15 protein-coding genes are annotated in these 15664 nt (G+C 70.5%); 5 read left to right on the top strand and 10 right to left on the bottom strand.

Annotated features, from left to right (window positions below):
* Genes GVV77_RS13150 through GVV77_RS13165 form a run of 4 tightly spaced genes read left to right on the top strand, consistent with a single transcriptional unit; the run spans position 1 to position 4310 of the window.
* Complete coding sequence (locus GVV77_RS13150) at positions 1 to 651, top strand: GntR family transcriptional regulator (RefSeq protein WP_159619050.1); 651 nt, start codon at positions 1 to 3, stop codon at positions 649 to 651.
* Positions 652 to 669: 18 nt separating this feature from the next.
* Positions 670 to 2187 carry an MmgE/PrpD family protein gene (locus GVV77_RS13155; protein WP_159619052.1) on the top strand — a complete coding sequence of 506 codons (1518 nt, stop codon included), beginning with the start codon at positions 670 to 672 and terminating at the stop codon, positions 2185 to 2187.
* Between the two features lie 10 nt (positions 2188 to 2197).
* Complete coding sequence (gene prpB / locus GVV77_RS13160; protein ID WP_159619054.1) at positions 2198 to 3103, top strand: methylisocitrate lyase; 906 nt, start codon at positions 2198 to 2200, stop codon at positions 3101 to 3103.
* A 43-nt stretch (positions 3104 to 3146) separates the two neighbouring features.
* Complete coding sequence (locus GVV77_RS13165) at positions 3147 to 4310, top strand: bifunctional 2-methylcitrate synthase/citrate synthase (protein WP_159619056.1); 1164 nt, start codon at positions 3147 to 3149, stop codon at positions 4308 to 4310.
* On the opposite strand, the gene GVV77_RS13170 is transcribed toward GVV77_RS13165, so the two are convergent.
* The 10 genes from GVV77_RS13170 to GVV77_RS18150 all read right to left on the bottom strand — a co-directional run bounded on the left by GVV77_RS13170 (position 4298) and on the right by GVV77_RS18150 (position 14131).
* Positions 4298 to 4885, bottom strand: coding sequence for an 8-oxo-dGTP diphosphatase (locus GVV77_RS13170; RefSeq protein ID WP_159619058.1), 588 nt, complete (start codon positions 4883 to 4885; stop codon positions 4298 to 4300). The genes GVV77_RS13165 and GVV77_RS13170 overlap by 13 nt on opposite strands.
* Positions 4886 to 4953: 68 nt before the next feature.
* Positions 4954 to 5970: a site-specific tyrosine recombinase XerD gene (gene xerD, locus GVV77_RS13175; RefSeq protein ID WP_425483367.1), complete on the bottom strand. Its 1017-nt coding sequence runs from the start codon at positions 5968 to 5970 to the stop codon at positions 4954 to 4956.
* On the bottom strand, positions 5940 to 6623 hold the full coding sequence (locus GVV77_RS13180; protein WP_159619060.1) for an NUDIX domain-containing protein: 684 nt from the start codon (positions 6621 to 6623) through the stop codon (positions 5940 to 5942). Before GVV77_RS13180 ends, xerD begins: the two co-directional genes overlap by 31 nt.
* A gap of 1 nt (position 6624) precedes the next feature.
* Positions 6625 to 8328, bottom strand: coding sequence for a CTP synthase (gene pyrG, locus GVV77_RS13185; protein ID WP_159619062.1), 1704 nt, complete (start codon positions 8326 to 8328; stop codon positions 6625 to 6627).
* Positions 8325 to 10061, bottom strand: coding sequence for a DNA repair protein RecN (gene recN / locus GVV77_RS13190; protein WP_159619064.1), 1737 nt, complete (start codon positions 10059 to 10061; stop codon positions 8325 to 8327). The genes pyrG and recN overlap by 4 nt, the downstream gene beginning before the upstream one ends.
* Complete coding sequence (locus tag GVV77_RS13195) at positions 10058 to 10984, bottom strand: NAD kinase (protein ID WP_159619066.1); 927 nt, start codon at positions 10982 to 10984, stop codon at positions 10058 to 10060. The genes recN and GVV77_RS13195 overlap by 4 nt, the downstream gene beginning before the upstream one ends.
* Positions 10981 to 11823: a TlyA family RNA methyltransferase gene (locus GVV77_RS13200; protein ID WP_159619068.1), complete on the bottom strand. Its 843-nt coding sequence runs from the start codon at positions 11821 to 11823 to the stop codon at positions 10981 to 10983. Before GVV77_RS13200 ends, GVV77_RS13195 begins: the two co-directional genes overlap by 4 nt.
* A gap of 3 nt (positions 11824 to 11826) precedes the next feature.
* A complete protein-coding gene (locus tag GVV77_RS13205) occupies positions 11827 to 12126 on the bottom strand; it encodes a hypothetical protein (RefSeq protein WP_159619070.1) in 300 nt (99 codons plus the stop codon).
* Between the two features lie 18 nt (positions 12127 to 12144).
* Positions 12145 to 13143 (bottom strand): HAD-IIA family hydrolase, encoded by a 999-nt coding sequence (locus GVV77_RS13210; protein ID WP_246199807.1) that lies wholly within the window; start codon positions 13141 to 13143, stop codon positions 12145 to 12147.
* Positions 13133 to 14131: a hypothetical protein gene (locus GVV77_RS18150; RefSeq protein ID WP_201293235.1), complete on the bottom strand. Its 999-nt coding sequence runs from the start codon at positions 14129 to 14131 to the stop codon at positions 13133 to 13135. Before GVV77_RS18150 ends, GVV77_RS13210 begins: the two co-directional genes overlap by 11 nt.
* A gap of 66 nt (positions 14132 to 14197) precedes the next feature.
* Between GVV77_RS18150 and GVV77_RS13220 the strand changes: the two genes are divergently transcribed.
* Positions 14198 to 14869 carry a hypothetical protein gene (locus GVV77_RS13220; protein ID WP_159619074.1) on the top strand — a complete coding sequence of 224 codons (672 nt, stop codon included), beginning with the start codon at positions 14198 to 14200 and terminating at the stop codon, positions 14867 to 14869.
* The last annotated feature ends 795 nt before the right edge of the window (positions 14870 to 15664 follow it).

Raw genomic sequence — 15664 nt, forward strand, 5'->3', positions numbered from 1 at the left:
ATGCGCGCAAGTGACAGGGCATACGGGTCGCTGCGCGCGGACATCCTCGAGTGGCGCCTTCCCCCGGGGACGCTCCTGGCCGAGGTTGAGCAGGCCCGCCGGTTGGGCATTTCCCGCACGCCGCTTCGGGAGGCCCTCTCGCGGCTTGTGGCCGAGGGGCTGGCGGCCGCGCATTCCGGCCGCGGCGTGGTCGTGACCGGGGTGTCCCTGGCCGGTGTCGCCGACCTCTTCGAGGTCCGCCTTCCCCTCGAATGTGCAGCGGCCCGCCTCGCCGCGGCCCGGCGCGACCCGGCGGCCTTCGATGACCTGGCCGAACGCTTCGAGGCCGCGGGCGCCCTGATCTCCTCCGGCGGCACCGACCAGCACGCCTACTACGGGCTGGTCGCCGAGCTCGACGCCGCCATCGACGAAGCCGCCGCCAACCCGTACCTGGTGCAGGCCCAGCGCCAGCTCCGGACCCACCTCGTGCGCGCCCGCCGCCTGGCCCGCGACAACCCGGACCGGCTGCTCGCCTCCGCCGGCGAACACCGCCAGATCGCCGAGGCGGTCGCCCGGGGGAACGCCGAACTCGCCGCGGCCGCCGTGACCATCCACCTTTCCAACAGCCTCCACCACCTCCAGGCTTCGGTCCCCGGACCGCTCGGCGCCTGAACCCCGAAAGGAAGCACCATGGAGCTCCACCCCGTTCGAGTCCACCGCAGCGAGGATAACCTGCCCAAGGAGGGCCAGCTGGCGTACCGCATCGCGCAGGTCGCAGCCGATCCGGTCGCCGTCACCCCTGAGGCCGCCGACATGGTGATCAACCGGATCATCGACAACGCCTCGGTGGCACTCGCCTCGCTCACCCGGGCGCCGGTGAGCGCTGCCCGTGCGCAGGCGGCGAGCCACAGCGCTCCCGCCTCGGGCCGCGGGGCATCTGTGTTCGGCGTTGACACCCCCTCCTCCCCCGAATGGGCTGCCTGGGCCAACGGGGTGGCGGTGCGCGAGCTCGACTACCACGACACGTTCCTCGCCGCCGACTACTCCCACCCCGGCGACAACATCCCTCCCCTGCTGGCCGCGGCCCAGCACACCGGGGCCTCCGGGGAGGCGCTGCTGCGCGGCATCGTGACCGGCTATGAGGTCCAGGTCGATCTCGTGAAGGCCATCAGCCTTCACAAGCACAAGATCGACCACGTGGCCCACCTCGGCCCCTCGGCCGCCGCGGGGCTCGGCACCCTCCTCGGCCTCGATCCGGACACCATCTTCCACGCCGTCGGGCAGGCCCTTCACACCACCACCGCCACCCGGCAGTCCCGCAAGGGCGAAATCTCAACCTGGAAGGCCTACGCACCGGCCTTCGCCGGGAAGATGGCCATCGAGGCCGTGGACCGGGCCATGCGCGGCCAGACCTCCCCCACCCCCATCTACGAGGGTGAGGACGGCGTGATCGCGTGGCTCCTCGACGGGCCCGAGGCCCGCTACGAGGTGCCCCTGCCCGCGCCGGGCGAGCCGAAGCGGGCCATCCTCGACACCTACACCAAGGAACATTCGGCCGAATACCAGGCCCAGGCCTGGATCGACCTGGCACGGCGCCTTCACGCGGCCCACCCGGAGCTTCGGGACCCCGCCAATGTGCGCGGGATTCTGCTCTCCACCTCCCACCACACCCACTACGTCATTGGCTCGGGGGCCAACGACCCGCAGAAGTACGACCCCGCGGCTTCCCGGGAGACGCTCGATCACTCCATCCCGTACATCTTCGCCGTGGCGCTGCAGGACGGCGCCTGGCACCACGAGCGCTCCTACGCCCCGGAGCGCGCCAACCGTCCCGACACCGTCGAGCTGTGGCGGAAGGTCGAGACGACCGAAGACCCCGAGTGGACCCGCCGCTACCACTCCCTCGACATCACGGAGAAGGCCTTCGGCGGCCGCGTTGACATCACGCTGGCCGACGGGCGGGTGGTCTCCGACGAGATCGCCGTCGCCGATGCCCACCCGCTCGGGGCGCGCCCGTTCGGCCGGGCCCAGTACATCGAGAAGTTCCGCACCCTGGCGGCCGGTGTCGCCGAAGACTCCGAGGTCGAGCGGTTCCTGGACGTCGTCGGGCGCCTGCCCGAGCTTCCCGCCGGCTCGCTCTCCTCGCTGAACCTCCGGGCCCGCCCCGGCCTGATCGACACCGCCGCGGCCCGCGGCGGCCTGTTCTAGGAAGGACGCCATGCTGTATTCAGCCACCACCCCCGAATCGAAGCGAGCCGCGCTGCGTGCGGGGCTCGCCTCCGGCACCCTGCAGCAGTTCCCCGGTGCCTTCAACCCCCTCTCCGCCCGCCTGATCGAGGACAAGGGATTCGACGGCGTCTACATCTCCGGGGCGGTGCTCGCCGCCGAGCTCGGCCTGCCCGATATCGGCCTCACCACCCTCACCGAAGTGGCGCAGCGGGCCGGGCAGATCGCCCGGATGACCGACCTCCCCTCGATCGTCGACGCCGACACCGGCTTCGGGGAGCCGATGAACGTCGCACGCACGGTGCAGGAACTCGAGAACGCCGGCCTGGCCGGCTGCCACATCGAGGACCAGTTCAACCCCAAGCGGTGCGGACACCTCGACGGGAAGCAGGTCGTGGATCTCGACACCGCCGCGAAGCGGATCCGCGCGGCGGTCGACGCGCGCCGCGACCCGAACTTCCTGGTCATGGCCCGCACCGACATCCGCGGCACCGACTCGCTGCGCGCCGCCCAGGACCGCGCGCGGGCGCTCGTCGACGCCGGCGCCGACGCGATCTTCCCGGAGGCCATGCGCGACCTCGAGGAGTTTCGAGCCATCCGGGCGGCCGTGGATGTGCCGATCCTCGCCAACATGACCGAGTTCGGCAAGAGCGAGCTGTTCACCACCAACCAGCTCCACGACGCGGGGGTCAATATTGTTATCTATCCGGTCACCTTGCTGCGCAGTGCCATGGGCGCCGCGGAGCGTACGCTGGACTCCATCCGGGCCAACGGCACCCAGCAGCAGGCGGTCCCGGAGATGCAGACCCGGGCCCGCCTGTACGAACTGGTGGACTACGAGGGCTACAACAGGTTCGATACGTCAGTCTTCAATTTCCAGGTTCCCGACGGGCGCTAGCGGACCTTCCGCCGGCACCGTGTTTCCACCGAAGGAGTTCGATTTGACCAGCACCCAGCCAGCTCCCCCGGCCGCACCCGAGATCCACAAGGGCCTGGCAGGGGTGACTGTCGACTACACCTCCGTCTCGAAGGTGAACCCGGAGACCAACTCCCTGCTGTACCGCGGATACCCGGTCCAGGAGCTCGCCGCTCGATGCTCCTTCGAGGAGGTGGCGTGGCTGCTGTGGCACGGCGAACTGCCCGGCACGGAGGAACTGGCTGAATTCACGGCGTTCGAGCGCGCCGGCCGGGCCCTGCCCGGAAACGTCCGGCAGGTCATCGACCTGCTGCCCCTGACGAGCCACCCGATGGATGTCGGGCGGACCGCGGTGTCGGTGCTCGGCGCCGGGCACCCGCTGGCCGGGGACAACTCCCGCCAGGCGAACCTCGAGAAGGCCGCCGCGCTCTTCGCCGCCTTCCCCGCCGTCGTCGCCTATGACCAGCGGCGCCGCCGGGGCCTTGACGTGGTGGAGCCGCGGGAGGATCTCGGGTACGCCGCGAACTTCCTGTGGATGACCTTCGGCGAGGAGGCACCGCCCGAGGTCGTCGAGGCCTTCAACATCTCGATGGTGCTCTACGCCGAGCACTCCTTCAACGCCTCGACGTTCACCGCGCGGGTCATCACCTCGACCCTGTCCGACCTGCACTCCGCGGTCACCGGGGCGATCGGCGCCTTGAAGGGCCCGCTGCACGGCGGCGCGAACGAGGCGGTGATGCATACCTTCGAGGAGATCGGGATCCGCGAGGACGAGCCGGCGGAGGACGCCGCGGCCAGGGCCAAGGCCTGGATGGAGGACGCCCTGGCGCAGAAGAAGAAGGTCATGGGCTTTGGGCACCGGGTCTACAAGAACGGTGACTCGCGCGTCCCCACCATGAAGGCGGCGCTGGATGCCATGATCCGCTACTACGGCCGGGACGAGATCCTGGGCCTCTACAGCGGGCTTGAGACCGCCATGGAGGAGGCCAAGGGAATCAAGCCGAACCTCGACTACCCGGCCGGGCCCACCTACCACCTGATGGGATTCGACACGGAGATGTTCACTCCGCTGTTCATCGCCGCCCGCATCACGGGGTGGACCGCCCACATCATGGAGCAGCTCGAGTCCAACTCACTGATCCGGCCGCTGAGCGCCTACAACGGGCCGGAGGAACGTCACGTCCCCTGAGCGATCGGCCGCTCCGGCGTCCCGTCGGTCCCGCCCGCCCGGGCGGGACTCACGGAGGCGGAAGCCACACCGACGCTGTGGGCGTCAAGGACGATGTCGGCGCTGAAGGGCTCCCGCGCGAGCACACGCGGCAGCCAGTGGGCGGCGTCCTCCCACATGCCGTCCCAGGGCGGCGCCGTCACCGGGAACCACTCCGGGGTGATTTCGTCGCTGAGACCGGCATCCCCGGTGAAACGGTCGGCCGTGAAGATCCAGGCCCGCATGTTCCACGCCGGGTTGGCCGGAAAGTCCCAGGTCACTTCGCCGAGGAACCCCAGGTCGGCCTCCTCCACGAGCAGGCCGGACTCCTCGGCCACCTCGCGCACGGCGGCCTGGGCGGGGGTCTCCCCCGGCTCGAGCTTCCCGCCGAGGGCGACGATCCGCCCGGTGCCGAAGCCCTGGTGCTTGAGGCCCAGCAGCACCTCCCGGCGACCGGCGGCGGAACGGAACAGGAAGCACAGCACCACCGGACGGAACGCCCCGGCGGGCAGGGGCTCGCCGGGCGCCGGCACCTCAGGGGCGGACGCTGATGGCATGCGGTCAGATAGCAGGGGGTCGGGTGGCAGAGCGGCGGAGCCGCCGCTTGAAGGCATCAGCTGCCCGCTCAGCCGAAGGCCCGGGGGTGGGAGGCCGCATACACTTCGCGCAGCGTCTCGGCCGTCACCAGTGTGTAGACCTGCGTCGTGGTCACCGAGGCGTGTCCGAGCAGTTCCTGGACGACGCGGACGTCGGCGCCGCCTTCGAGCAGGTGGGTGGCAAAGGAGTGCCGCAGGGTGTGCGGTGAAACCTCACGGGTAACCTGTGCCTTCCCGGCCGCAGCCTTCAGGATGGTCCAGGCGCTCTGGCGGCTCAGCCGCCCGCCGCGCATGTTGAGGAACAGGCCCGGCCCGCCCTTGCCCTTGCCCTTGCCGGAGAGTGCCGGCCGGCCGCGCACCAGGTAGGAGTCGATGGCCTTCGCGGCGTAGGAGCCCAGCGGCACGAGCCGTTCCTTGGAGCCCTTGCCGAACAGCCGGACGACGGCGGGGCCGCTGAGCGCCTCGTCGACCGACACGTCGTCGACGTCGAGCCCGACGGCCTCGCTGATCCGCGCCCCGGTCGAGTAGAGGAATTCGAGCAGGGCACGGTCCCGCTGGCCCGAGGGGGTCGAAGTGTCGACGGCTTCGAGGATGCGGAAAACCTCGTCCACGGAGATTGCCTTGGGAAGGCGCTGGCCGGCGGCCGGCGGATGGACGTCCCGGGCCGGGTCTGTCTCGCTCATCCCCTCAAGCGCCCAGAAGCGGTGGAGTCCGCGGACGGCCACTACGGTGCGGGCCGCCGACCTCGGGCTCAGCGGCGACTGGCCGTCCGAGCCGGTTGCGACGGCCTGCGCGAAGCCTGTCACGTCACGACGGGTGATCCTTGAGATGTCGTCGATGCCGCTGGCCTGCAGGAAGCGGTGGTAGCGCAGCAGGTCGCGCCGGTAGGCCGCAAGGGTGTTCGCGGACAGGCCCCGTTCCACGGCCATATGCTGAAGGTATTCATTGATCAGCCGGCCCGGCCGGGTGGCCTGGAACTCGTCCCCTGCGGTTTTTTCCGCTGCTGCCGGCACGATCAGTCCCGCAGGACCGCGCCGTGCGGCCACGTGCCGTGCTGGCTTGGGTGTTCCGGCCAGGGCGTGTCCGCGGGGCGCAGGCGCGCATAGCCGTCGGCGCGGGCGGCATGGGCCGCCAGGACGGCTGCCGCAGCGGACGGGCTGTGCATCCGGCCCTCAAGGACCGCCGTGACGGCTTCGTTCAGGGGCACCCACAGCAGTTCGATCTCCGCTTCCTCGTGGGTGCGGGTGTGCAGGTCCGCCTCGGGCACGGAGCCGATGCCGCGCGCGAGGTAGATCCGCAGGGCCTCGCTTGAGGATCCCGGGGAGAGGAACAGGTCGGCCAGCACGTTCCACTCCCCCGCAGTCAGGTCGGCTTCCTCGGCCAGTTCGCGCGCGGCCGCCTCCACGAAGTCCTCGCCGGGCTCGTCCAGCAGCCCGGCCGGGATCTCCCAGAGCACCATCCGGGCGGGGTGGCGGTACTGGCGGATGAGCAGGATCCGATCCTGCTCATCCATCGCCAGCACTGCCACCGCGCCAGGGTGGTCGATGTACTCCCGGGTGATTTCCTCTCCGCCGTCGTCGAGGCTGAAGGTCTCCTCGACGACGTTCCACACGTACCCGCGGTGGATCACCGCAGAACGGTGGAGCCGGCGCGGGCTCTGTTCATCGGAGAAGCGGTCGGCCGCGGGAGTCTCGCTCATCTCAGACCTTGGCGCCCCTGAGATCAAGGGCGGCCTTCACGAGTCCCGCGAAGAGCGGGTGCGGCCGCGTGGGGCGCGAACTCAGTTCGGGGTGGGCCTGGGTGGAGACGTAGTACGGGTGGACGTCCCGGGGGAGCTCCGCGAACTCCACCAGCTTGCCGTCCGGCGAGGTGCCCGAGAAGACGAGCCCGGCCTCGGCGATCTGGGCGCGGTACTCGTTGTTCACCTCGTAGCGGTGGCGGTGGCGCTCGGTGACGGTGGTCTTGCCGTAGGTGCCGGCGACGACGGAGCCTTCATCAAGGCGCGCCTCCCAGAGGCCAAGGCGCATGGTTCCGCCCATGTCCCCCTCCCCGGCGACGATGGAGAGCTGCTCGGCCATCGTGGCGATCACGGGGAACTTGGTGTCGGGTTCGAATTCGCTCGAGGACGCGTTCTCGAGGCCGACCACGTTCCGGGCGTATTCGATGACCATGCACTGCAGTCCAAGGCACAGGCCCAGGGTGGGGATCTTGTTTTCGCGGGCGAACAGCAGGGCGCCCAGCTTGCCTTCGAGGCCGCGGATGCCGAAGCCGCCCGGAACGCAGATGGCGTCGACGCCGGCGAGGGCCTTACGGGCGCCCTCCGGGGTGTCGCATTCGTCCGAGGGCACCCAGCGGATGTTGACCTTGGCCTTGTTGGCGAAACCGCCGGCCCGCAGCGCCTCGGTGACCGAGAGGTAGGCGTCGGGCAGGTCGATGTACTTACCGACCAACGCCACCTCGACCTGGTGCTTCGGGTTGTGCACCGCGTCGAGGAGCTTGTTCCACTTGGTCCAGTTGACGTCCTTGAATTTCAGGTCGAGGGACTGGACGATGTACGCATCGAGGCCCTGCCTGTGAAGGGTCTTGGGGATGTCGTAGATGCTGGGGGCGTCGGCCGCATTCACGACGGCGTCGATGTCGACGTCGCACATGCGTCCGATCTTCTCCCGCATCGCCAGGGGGACCTCGCGGTCGGAGCGGATCACGATGGCGTCGGGCTGGATGCCGATGGAGCGGAGCATCGCGACCGAGTGCTGCGTCGGCTTGGTCTTCAGTTCCTGGGAGGGCCCGATGTAGGGAACCAGCGACACGTGGAGAAAGAAGACGTTGTTGCGTCCGATGTCCTGGCGGACCTGGCGGGCCGATTCGAGGAACGGCTGGGATTCGATGTCGCCGACGGTTCCACCGATTTCGGTGATGATGACGTCGGGAACCTTCTTCAAGGCCACCGGCTCGGCCGGCAGGCGCATGCGCCGCTTGATCTCGTCGGTGATGTGCGGGATGACCTGGACGGTGTCGCCGAGGTACTCCCCGCGGCGTTCCTTGGCGATGACGGTCGAGTACACCTGGCCGGTCGTCACGTTTGCCGAGCCGTCGAGGTTCTCGTCGAGGAACCGCTCGTAGTGGCCGATGTCGAGGTCTGTTTCGGCGCCGTCCTCGGTGACGAAGACCTCACCGTGCTGGAACGGGTTCATCGTGCCGGGATCGACATTGAGGTAGGGATCAAGCTTCTGCATGGTGACCGAGAGTCCCCGTGCCCGAAGCAGGTGACCGAGGCTTGACGCCGTCAATCCCTTGCCGAGGGAGGAGGCCACGCCACCAGTCACGAAGATGTGCTTGGTCGTCTTTGCGGACTTTGGGAACCGGGAGTTTGTTTGCTGCACCACGGAGTTCGAGCCTATCATCTGGAAGTGGTCCGCGCCGCATCCGCGAGGAGTTCCTCGGCATGGGCGCGGGCGGAGGCTGAGTCCTCCTGGCCCGCAAGCATTCGGGCAAGTTCGCGCACGCGCTCCGCCTCGGGCAGCACCTGAACATCACTGGCTGTGAATCCGCTGTCCTCCCCGTCCCCACCGGTGGAATGCACGTTCTTTGTGACACGGACATGGCGCGCCGCGAAGGCCGCCACCTGCGGCAGGTGGGTCACCACGATCACCTGGACGTGCTGGGCGAGCATGGCCAGCCGCCGGCCGATCTCGACGGCGGCCTTTCCGCCCACCCCGGCGTCAACTTCGTCGAAGACGAACGTGGGAACCGGGTCGACGGCGGCGAGCACCACCTCGATGGCGAGCATCACCCGGGAGAGTTCGCCGCCGGAGGCCCCCTTCCCGAGCGGCCGGGGGGCGGACCCGGGGTGCGGGCACAGGTTGAAGCTGATGTCGTCGCCGCCGTGGATCGTCAGGGACTCCGCGGGGGTGACCTCGATGAGCAGCGTGGCGTCGGGCATGGCGAGGGCGCTCAGTTCGTCGCTGACCCGCTCGGCGAGGTGCCGGGCGGCCTCCTGCCGCAGGGCCGACACCGCGGCCGCACCGGTGCGCACCACGGCGTCGAGCTCCTCGATCTCCGCTTCGAGCTCCTCGACGCGGGAGGAGTCCCCGGTGAGCTCCTCAAGGCGCAGGGCGCTCTCCTCGCGCCACTGCAGGACCTCGTCGATGCTGGGGGCGTACTTGCGCACCAGCACCGCAAGCGCGGCGCGCCGGGCCTCGACCTCGGCGAGGCGCGCCGGACCTTCTCCCTCAAGGGCCGTTCCGTAGGCGGCGAGCTCTCCGGAGATGTCGGCGAGCAGGTACCCGACCTCGGCCAGCCGGCCGGCGAGCGTCTCGAGCTCCTGGTCGTGCTCGGCCACCCCCTCGAGCTGTCGCTTGGCCTCGTCAACGAGGGAGACGGCGTCGACCGCGGCGCCGAAGTCCTCGGACACCAGTGCGGAATGGGCGGTCAGGGCCGCGGTCCGCAGCTCTTCGACGTTGCCCAGGCGCATCGAGTCGGCCTTCAGCGTGACGTCCTCCCCCGGCTGGGGGTCGACCTCGTCGATTTCCGCGAGGGCCGCCGTCAGGCTTTCGGCTTCCCGCGCCCGCTCCCTCGCCTCGCTCTGGAGCCGGTTGCGTTCGGCGATCGCGCCGCGCCACCGCTGGTAGCTGCCGGCGTAGGCCTCGAGTTCGGCCGCGAGCTTCGGTCCGCCGAACTTGTCGAGGGCCCCGCGCTGGGCGGCGGCGCCCTTGAGCCGCAGCTGGTCCGACTGCCCGTGCACGACGACGAGGTGCTCGCCGAGTTCCGAGAGCACCCCAACGGGCGCCGTCCTGCCGCCCACGTAGGCCCTGCTGCGGCCTTCGCTGGTCACGGTGCGCGCCAGGATCAGTTCGGCCGTGCCGTCGAACTCCTCGAGGACCGCACCGGCCTCCACTGCGCGCTCGGCGACGGCGCTGCCGTGCTCGAGGCGCACGATGGCCTCCGCCGAGGCCGACTTCGCCCCAAGGCGGACCGAACCGGCGTCCGACCGCGCGCCGAGCAGGAGGCCGAGGGCGGTGATCACCATGGTCTTTCCCGCGCCGGTTTCGCCGGTGACGACGGTCAGGCCGGGGCCCAGGGTGAGGGTCGCATCGCTGATGACGCCGAGGTCGCGGATCCGCATCTCCTCGATCATTGGAGGTGCCTTCCGGTGGAGGCGACCGGCCCGCGCCAGCCCTGGACGGGAAGCTGGAACTTCTGGACGAGCCGCTCGGAGAAGGGAGTCTGGCGGGTCCGGGCCAACCGGACCGGATTATCGGAACGCCGGACCTCCACCCGGGCGCCGGGCGGAAGGTCGATGCTGCGGCGCCCATCGCACCACAGCACGCCCCAGGCGTCCGTGCGGGTGAGGATCTCCACGGCCAGCACGGAGGTCGGAGCGACAACGAGCGGTTTCGCGAAGAGCGCGTGGGCGCTGATGGGGGCCATCAGCAGGGCTTCCACCTCCGGCCACACGATGGGGCCGCCGGAGGAGAAGGCGTAGGCGGTTGACCCGGTGGGGGTGGCAAGCACGATGCCGTCGCATCCGAAGGAGCTGACGGGCAGACCGTCGACCTCGATGACCACTTCGATCATGCGTTCCCGGTTGGCCTTTTCGATGGCCGCTTCGTTGAGTGCCCACGTTTCCCCAAGCAGGGTATCGCCCTGCCAGGCGGAGACCTCGATGGTCATCCGTTCCTCGACGCTGTAGTCGCGTTCGGCGACCCACCGGACCGCCTCGTCGAGGTCGGCGCGTTCGCTTTCGGCAAGGAAGCCGACGTGGCCGAGGTTCACCCCGAGGAGCGGGATTTCGCGGCTGCGCACCAGTTCCGCGGCGCGGAGGATGGTGCCGTCGCCGCCGAGGACCATGACCAGTTCGATGCCGTCGAGGGTGACGTCCTCCCCCAGCGTTTCGGTCGGTGCCGCGAGGGCGCCGTACGCCGCCTGGAGCCCGGAGGCCTCCTCCGGCCGCATGACGGGCGTGAGCCCGAGGGCGGAGAGCCGCGTACACGCCTGCTGGGCGGCCGCAATCGCGTCCTGCCTGCCGGTGTGCGCAAGCACCAGAATTTTCCTAGTCATTCAGCTCCGTCGTTGTCTTTCGCCCGGCCGCCGAATGCGGCGCTCGTGGAGAGCAGCCCGTCGGTCAGGCGGTCCAGGTCCTCTTCGATCCTAGGGTCCATTGTCCGATGCGGCACCCTCACCCACAGGAAGTACTCAAGATTTCCGTCCTGGCCGGGCAGGGAGCTCTGCTCCAGGCCTCGTACTTCCAGCCCAGCCGCGAGTGTCTCCCGGACCACTCCGTGCACGCCCCGCCTGCGGGCGGCCTCGGAGGTCACGACGCCCTGGCCGTTCAGGGCACCGCGTCCCACTTCGAACTGCGGCTTGATCATCAGCACGAGGTCCCCGCCCGGCACCGTGGCCGCGGCGAGGGACCGGATCACGAGCTTCAGGGAGATGAAGGACAGGTCGGCCACGGTGAGCTCGGCGGGTCCCCCGATCTCCCCCGGGTCGAGGTAGCGCACGTTGAGCCCCTCAAAGACGTGCACTCGGGGATCCTGGCGCAGCACCTGCACCAACTGGCCGTGGCCGACGTCCACCGCCGCCACCTCGCGGGCGCCGGCCCGCAGCAGCACGTCGGTAAAGCCGCCGGTGGAGGCTCCGGCGTCAAGGCAGCGCCGCCCGGCGACCGCGACGCCGGGGAAGGCGGAGAGCGCGCCGGCGAGCTTGTGTCCGGCCCGGCTCACGAACTCGGGCCCGGCGTCGGCGACCGCCAGCTCCTGGTCGCCGCTGACCGGTGCGGAGGCCTTGAGCATCACCTCGCCGGCTCGGAACACCCGCCGGGCCGTGATGAGCTGGGCCGCATGGGACCGCGAGCGTGCCAGGCCACGGGAGACAAGTTCCTGGTCCAGGCGCGCCACTGATCAGTCCTCCGCGTTGAGTTCGGTGAGCAGGGCATCGTGGAGGGTCGCGTAGAAGTCCGCGTGCTCGCCCACCGGGTGTCCGCCGAGGTCCGCGAGCCTCCCGAGGACGGCGTCGACCGAGGAATCCCCTGTGGGCGGTACCTCTCCGGGCCCGGAAAACTCCGCGGCGGCACCGGCTTCGCCGTCCGGGCCCGGCATGCCACCGTCCCGGGCAGCCTCGGATGCATCAGCGGGAACGCGGCCGTCGTCGTCGCGCACGATTTCCCCCTTCGTCGGTCCTGCCATTGTCGGTTCTGCCATTGTTGCAGCGTCCCGGATTCAGGCCGCTGCGCCGGTGAAGCGGAGATCCGGCATCCGGGCCGTCTCCAGCGCGGGCGCAGCCGCCCACCACGCAGCGCAGGCCGCCCGCCAGGCGTTGAGGCTGCTTTCGCTGCCCTCCACTCGAACGGCTCCTGCCTCGACCCGGGCCGAATCGGTTCCGCAGCGGTATGCGCCGTCGTCGGCAGTCACCGGCGGGTAGGGCTCGTACAGGCCCCCAAGGTCCGGGAGCAGGTAGGTGGGACGCTCGGCGGCCACCGCAGCCAGTGCGGTGCGCACCGTGTCGACCCCGGTCAGGATCAGCGCGGTGTCCATGCCGGCCCGGTTCCCGCCGAGAATGTCGGTGTCCAGGCGGTCGCCGACGACAAGCGGGCGTTCCGACCCCAGATGGCGCGCCGCCGTGGTGAACAGCGGTGCCTCCGGCTTCCCGGCGACCACAGGACGGGTCCCTGTGGCGGCTGCGACGGCCGCCACGAGCGACCCGTTGCCGGGGGCGATCCCGCGTGCCTGCGGGATCGACATGTCGGTGTTCGTGGCAACCCAGACGGCGCCGGCCGCGATCGCATAGGACGCCTCGGCGAGGTCCCTCCAGCCGAGTTCGGGTGAGAAGCCCTGGATGACCGCGTCGGGGCCGTCCTCGGCCGAGTCGACCGGGATCAGCCGGTGGCTGCGCACCGCGTCGGCCAGGGTCCTGCTTCCGGTTACCAGCACCTTGGAGCCTGCCGGAACCAACCCGGCCAGGAGTTCGGCACCGGCGAGGGCGGACCCGAAGACCTGGTCCCCCCGGGCCGGCACGCCAAGGCTCCTCAGGTGCGCCGCGACCTCATCGGCCGAACGCGACGCATTGTTGGTGATGTAGGCCAGCTTCACCCCCACCTCCAAGAGCTTCGTCAGCGCCTCGATGGCTCCCGCAATGGCGTGCGGGCCAGCATAAACGACGCCGTCGAGGTCCGAAAGGACCGCGTCATAGGCGCCGATCAGGGCACCCTCAGCCTCCAACGGAATCCTCGGCCGCCTTGATCGGAGCACCACCGCCGGGCGCGGTCCCGGAAGGGGCATCCCCATCCCCCGCGCCGGGGGTGCTGTCTGTGTCGTTATCCGCGGCTGGAAGGAGGGTCCCTTCGGTGCTGTCGGTCCCGGTGCCTTCCTCAACGTCGGCGCTCCCACCATCAGCGCTTGCACCATCGGTGTCGGGCCCGGCGCCCTCAGACTCGTTCGAATCACCATCGGAGTCGATAACGGAGGCGGGTGCTTCGGCTGTCAAGTCCTCGGCGGCGTCCTTTTTCGCCCCGCCCAGAACCTCGGCCACCGTCGGTACCGCACGCGCTGCACCTTCCTCGTCATCGCCCAAAAGGTCGATGATGTCGGGCTCAGCTGGGTCCTCGACCCCCAGTGCGGACTCGGCCACCTTGGCCTGCTTGCGCCACTTCTCCGACTCCCCGGTGCGTCCGGCGGCATCGAGTGCATCCGCGTACGCCCGGAACAGCCGGGGGCTGAAGGAGAAGGCACGGTGCAGATCCAGCTGTGGGATCTCGAGGGCGGCCACGGCTGCCTCAAGCTGGCCGAGATCGGTCCGTGCGCCGGAGACGACCATGGCGAGCTCGGCCTTGCCTGCCGCATCGAGGGTCTCGGCCTCCTCACTGCGGGCAAGGTCGAGCGCCCGGTCCGGCCGTCCCAGTCCGCGTTCACAGTCGGCCATGACCGGCAGGTGCGCATTGGAGCCACTGATCCGGCGGAAGGTCCTGAACTCCCGCAGGGCCTCGCCGTAATGGCCGGCGGCATACGCTGTAAGGCCGACCGCTTCACGGACGGCCGCGAGCCGTCCGCCGCGCCTGCTCGCGGCGAGGGCATGCTGGAACGCGAGCTCGGGATCGTCCTCGAGGAGGCGTCCGGCCATCACCAGGTGACGCGACACCCACAGTGCGCTGCGCTCCTCGAGGTTGCGGATCTGGGCACGGGTGACCCGGTCCAGCTCGTCGCCCTTCACGTCCTCGTCGATCTCCGGTGAACGTTCCCGGTCCGGCCGGTTGGAGCTGCGCAGGTCACGCGCGTTGTGCTGGCGGGGCGCGGCCGGCGGACCACTTCGGGGACCGTCCCCGGCCCCGAAGTTGCGGCGCGGCGCGGTGCCGTGCTGCCCGGCGCCCCGGCCACCGGCGCGGGGACCCCCGCCGCGTTCGTCTCGGCGACCGTCGCGCCGGTCATCACGCCGGTCATCACGCCGGTCATCGAAGCGGGAGCCGGTCCGGCCCTCACCGCGTGGGTGCTCCCCCGATCCGCCGGGACGCCGGTCGGCACCCTGATCCGGGCGCTTGGCCCAGGCGGGCCGGTCGGCCGGGCCGCCGCTGCGTCCTCCAGCAGCACCACCGGCGCGCGGCCGGTCGGAAGCGTTACCCGAGAACGACCCGCCCCTCGAGGCGGAGCCCCTCAGCTGTGCGCCGCGGGAATCGCCACCCCGGTAGCCCCCGCCGGAGCGATGATCGCCTGCGCCGCGCCCTCCTGCACTTCGGTCCGAAGAAGTGCGGCCCTCAGTGCCGCGGCCTTCACCGGCGCGGTCAGGGCGAAGCCCGGGGCGGTCCGCATAGCGGCCACCAGCCGACGGGGCACCGGCATCCCGGCCGGCACCGGATTCACCCCGGCCCTGGTACCCGCCGCGCCCGTCGGAGCTGCGCTGTCCATCACGGGCGCCGTCGCGGCCGCGGGAGGCGCCGCCGAAACGGTTGCCTGATGTACCCGAGGAGGAGCCCGGTCCCCGCCGCTGCGGCGCAGCACCCCGGGCTCCCCCGGGCTCACCGTCGCGGCCGCCGGAATCTGCGGCCGACCTCGCCGCCCCCTTCGATCCCCACGAGTGGCGCTTCCCGGCGGCCTCGGTTTGATTCGAGTTTCCTCCGCCTGCCGGCTTTCCGTTGTCCGGGGAGTCCCCGTGCGTGCGTTCCTGCTCAGCCATGGCGGCGAAGTTCCTCTCATTTACAGCAGCCGCATCTCGCGTTCCGCTGTTCTCTATTGTTCTATAAGTCGTTTGCATCAATGCAATCACGTCCTGCCCCGGCCGCGCGATCCTGTGCGGGGTGGCACCTGCCAGGCACGCCGGCCAGCCCGGCCGGATGGCCGTGGCCGGGGCCCGCCAAACGTCCGCCATCCCGCCGCGACATACCGTCGCTCCGGATGCGAACCACGGCGGCCCGCGGCGGCCCAGGTGCGACCGGCGAGGGGCAGCGGGCCGGCGGTAGTGCCGGCCGGGTCTGCGGCCCAGGTGGGTGCCGGTGCTGGGGTGCGTGCAGCCGTGGCGGTGGGCGGCCCCGGTGGGTGCCGGTGCCGGTTGTGGGCCCTGCCGGTGCCGGTTGGGGGCCCTGCCGGTGGGGTCCGGGGTGGGGTGGGGGGTGGGCCCGGTCTTGTGGTGGTGGGTGGTTAAAGGGGTGCAGGCCCCACCGGTGGTGGGGCCTGCATTTTAAGGGTGGTCCGGCGGTGTCCTACTCTCCCACACTCTCTCGGGTGCAGTACCATCGGCGCTGTGGGTCTTAGC

This window comes from Arthrobacter zhaoguopingii (assembly GCF_009828605.1).
Classification (GTDB): Bacteria; Actinomycetota; Actinomycetes; order Actinomycetales; family Micrococcaceae; genus Arthrobacter_D; species Arthrobacter_D zhaoguopingii.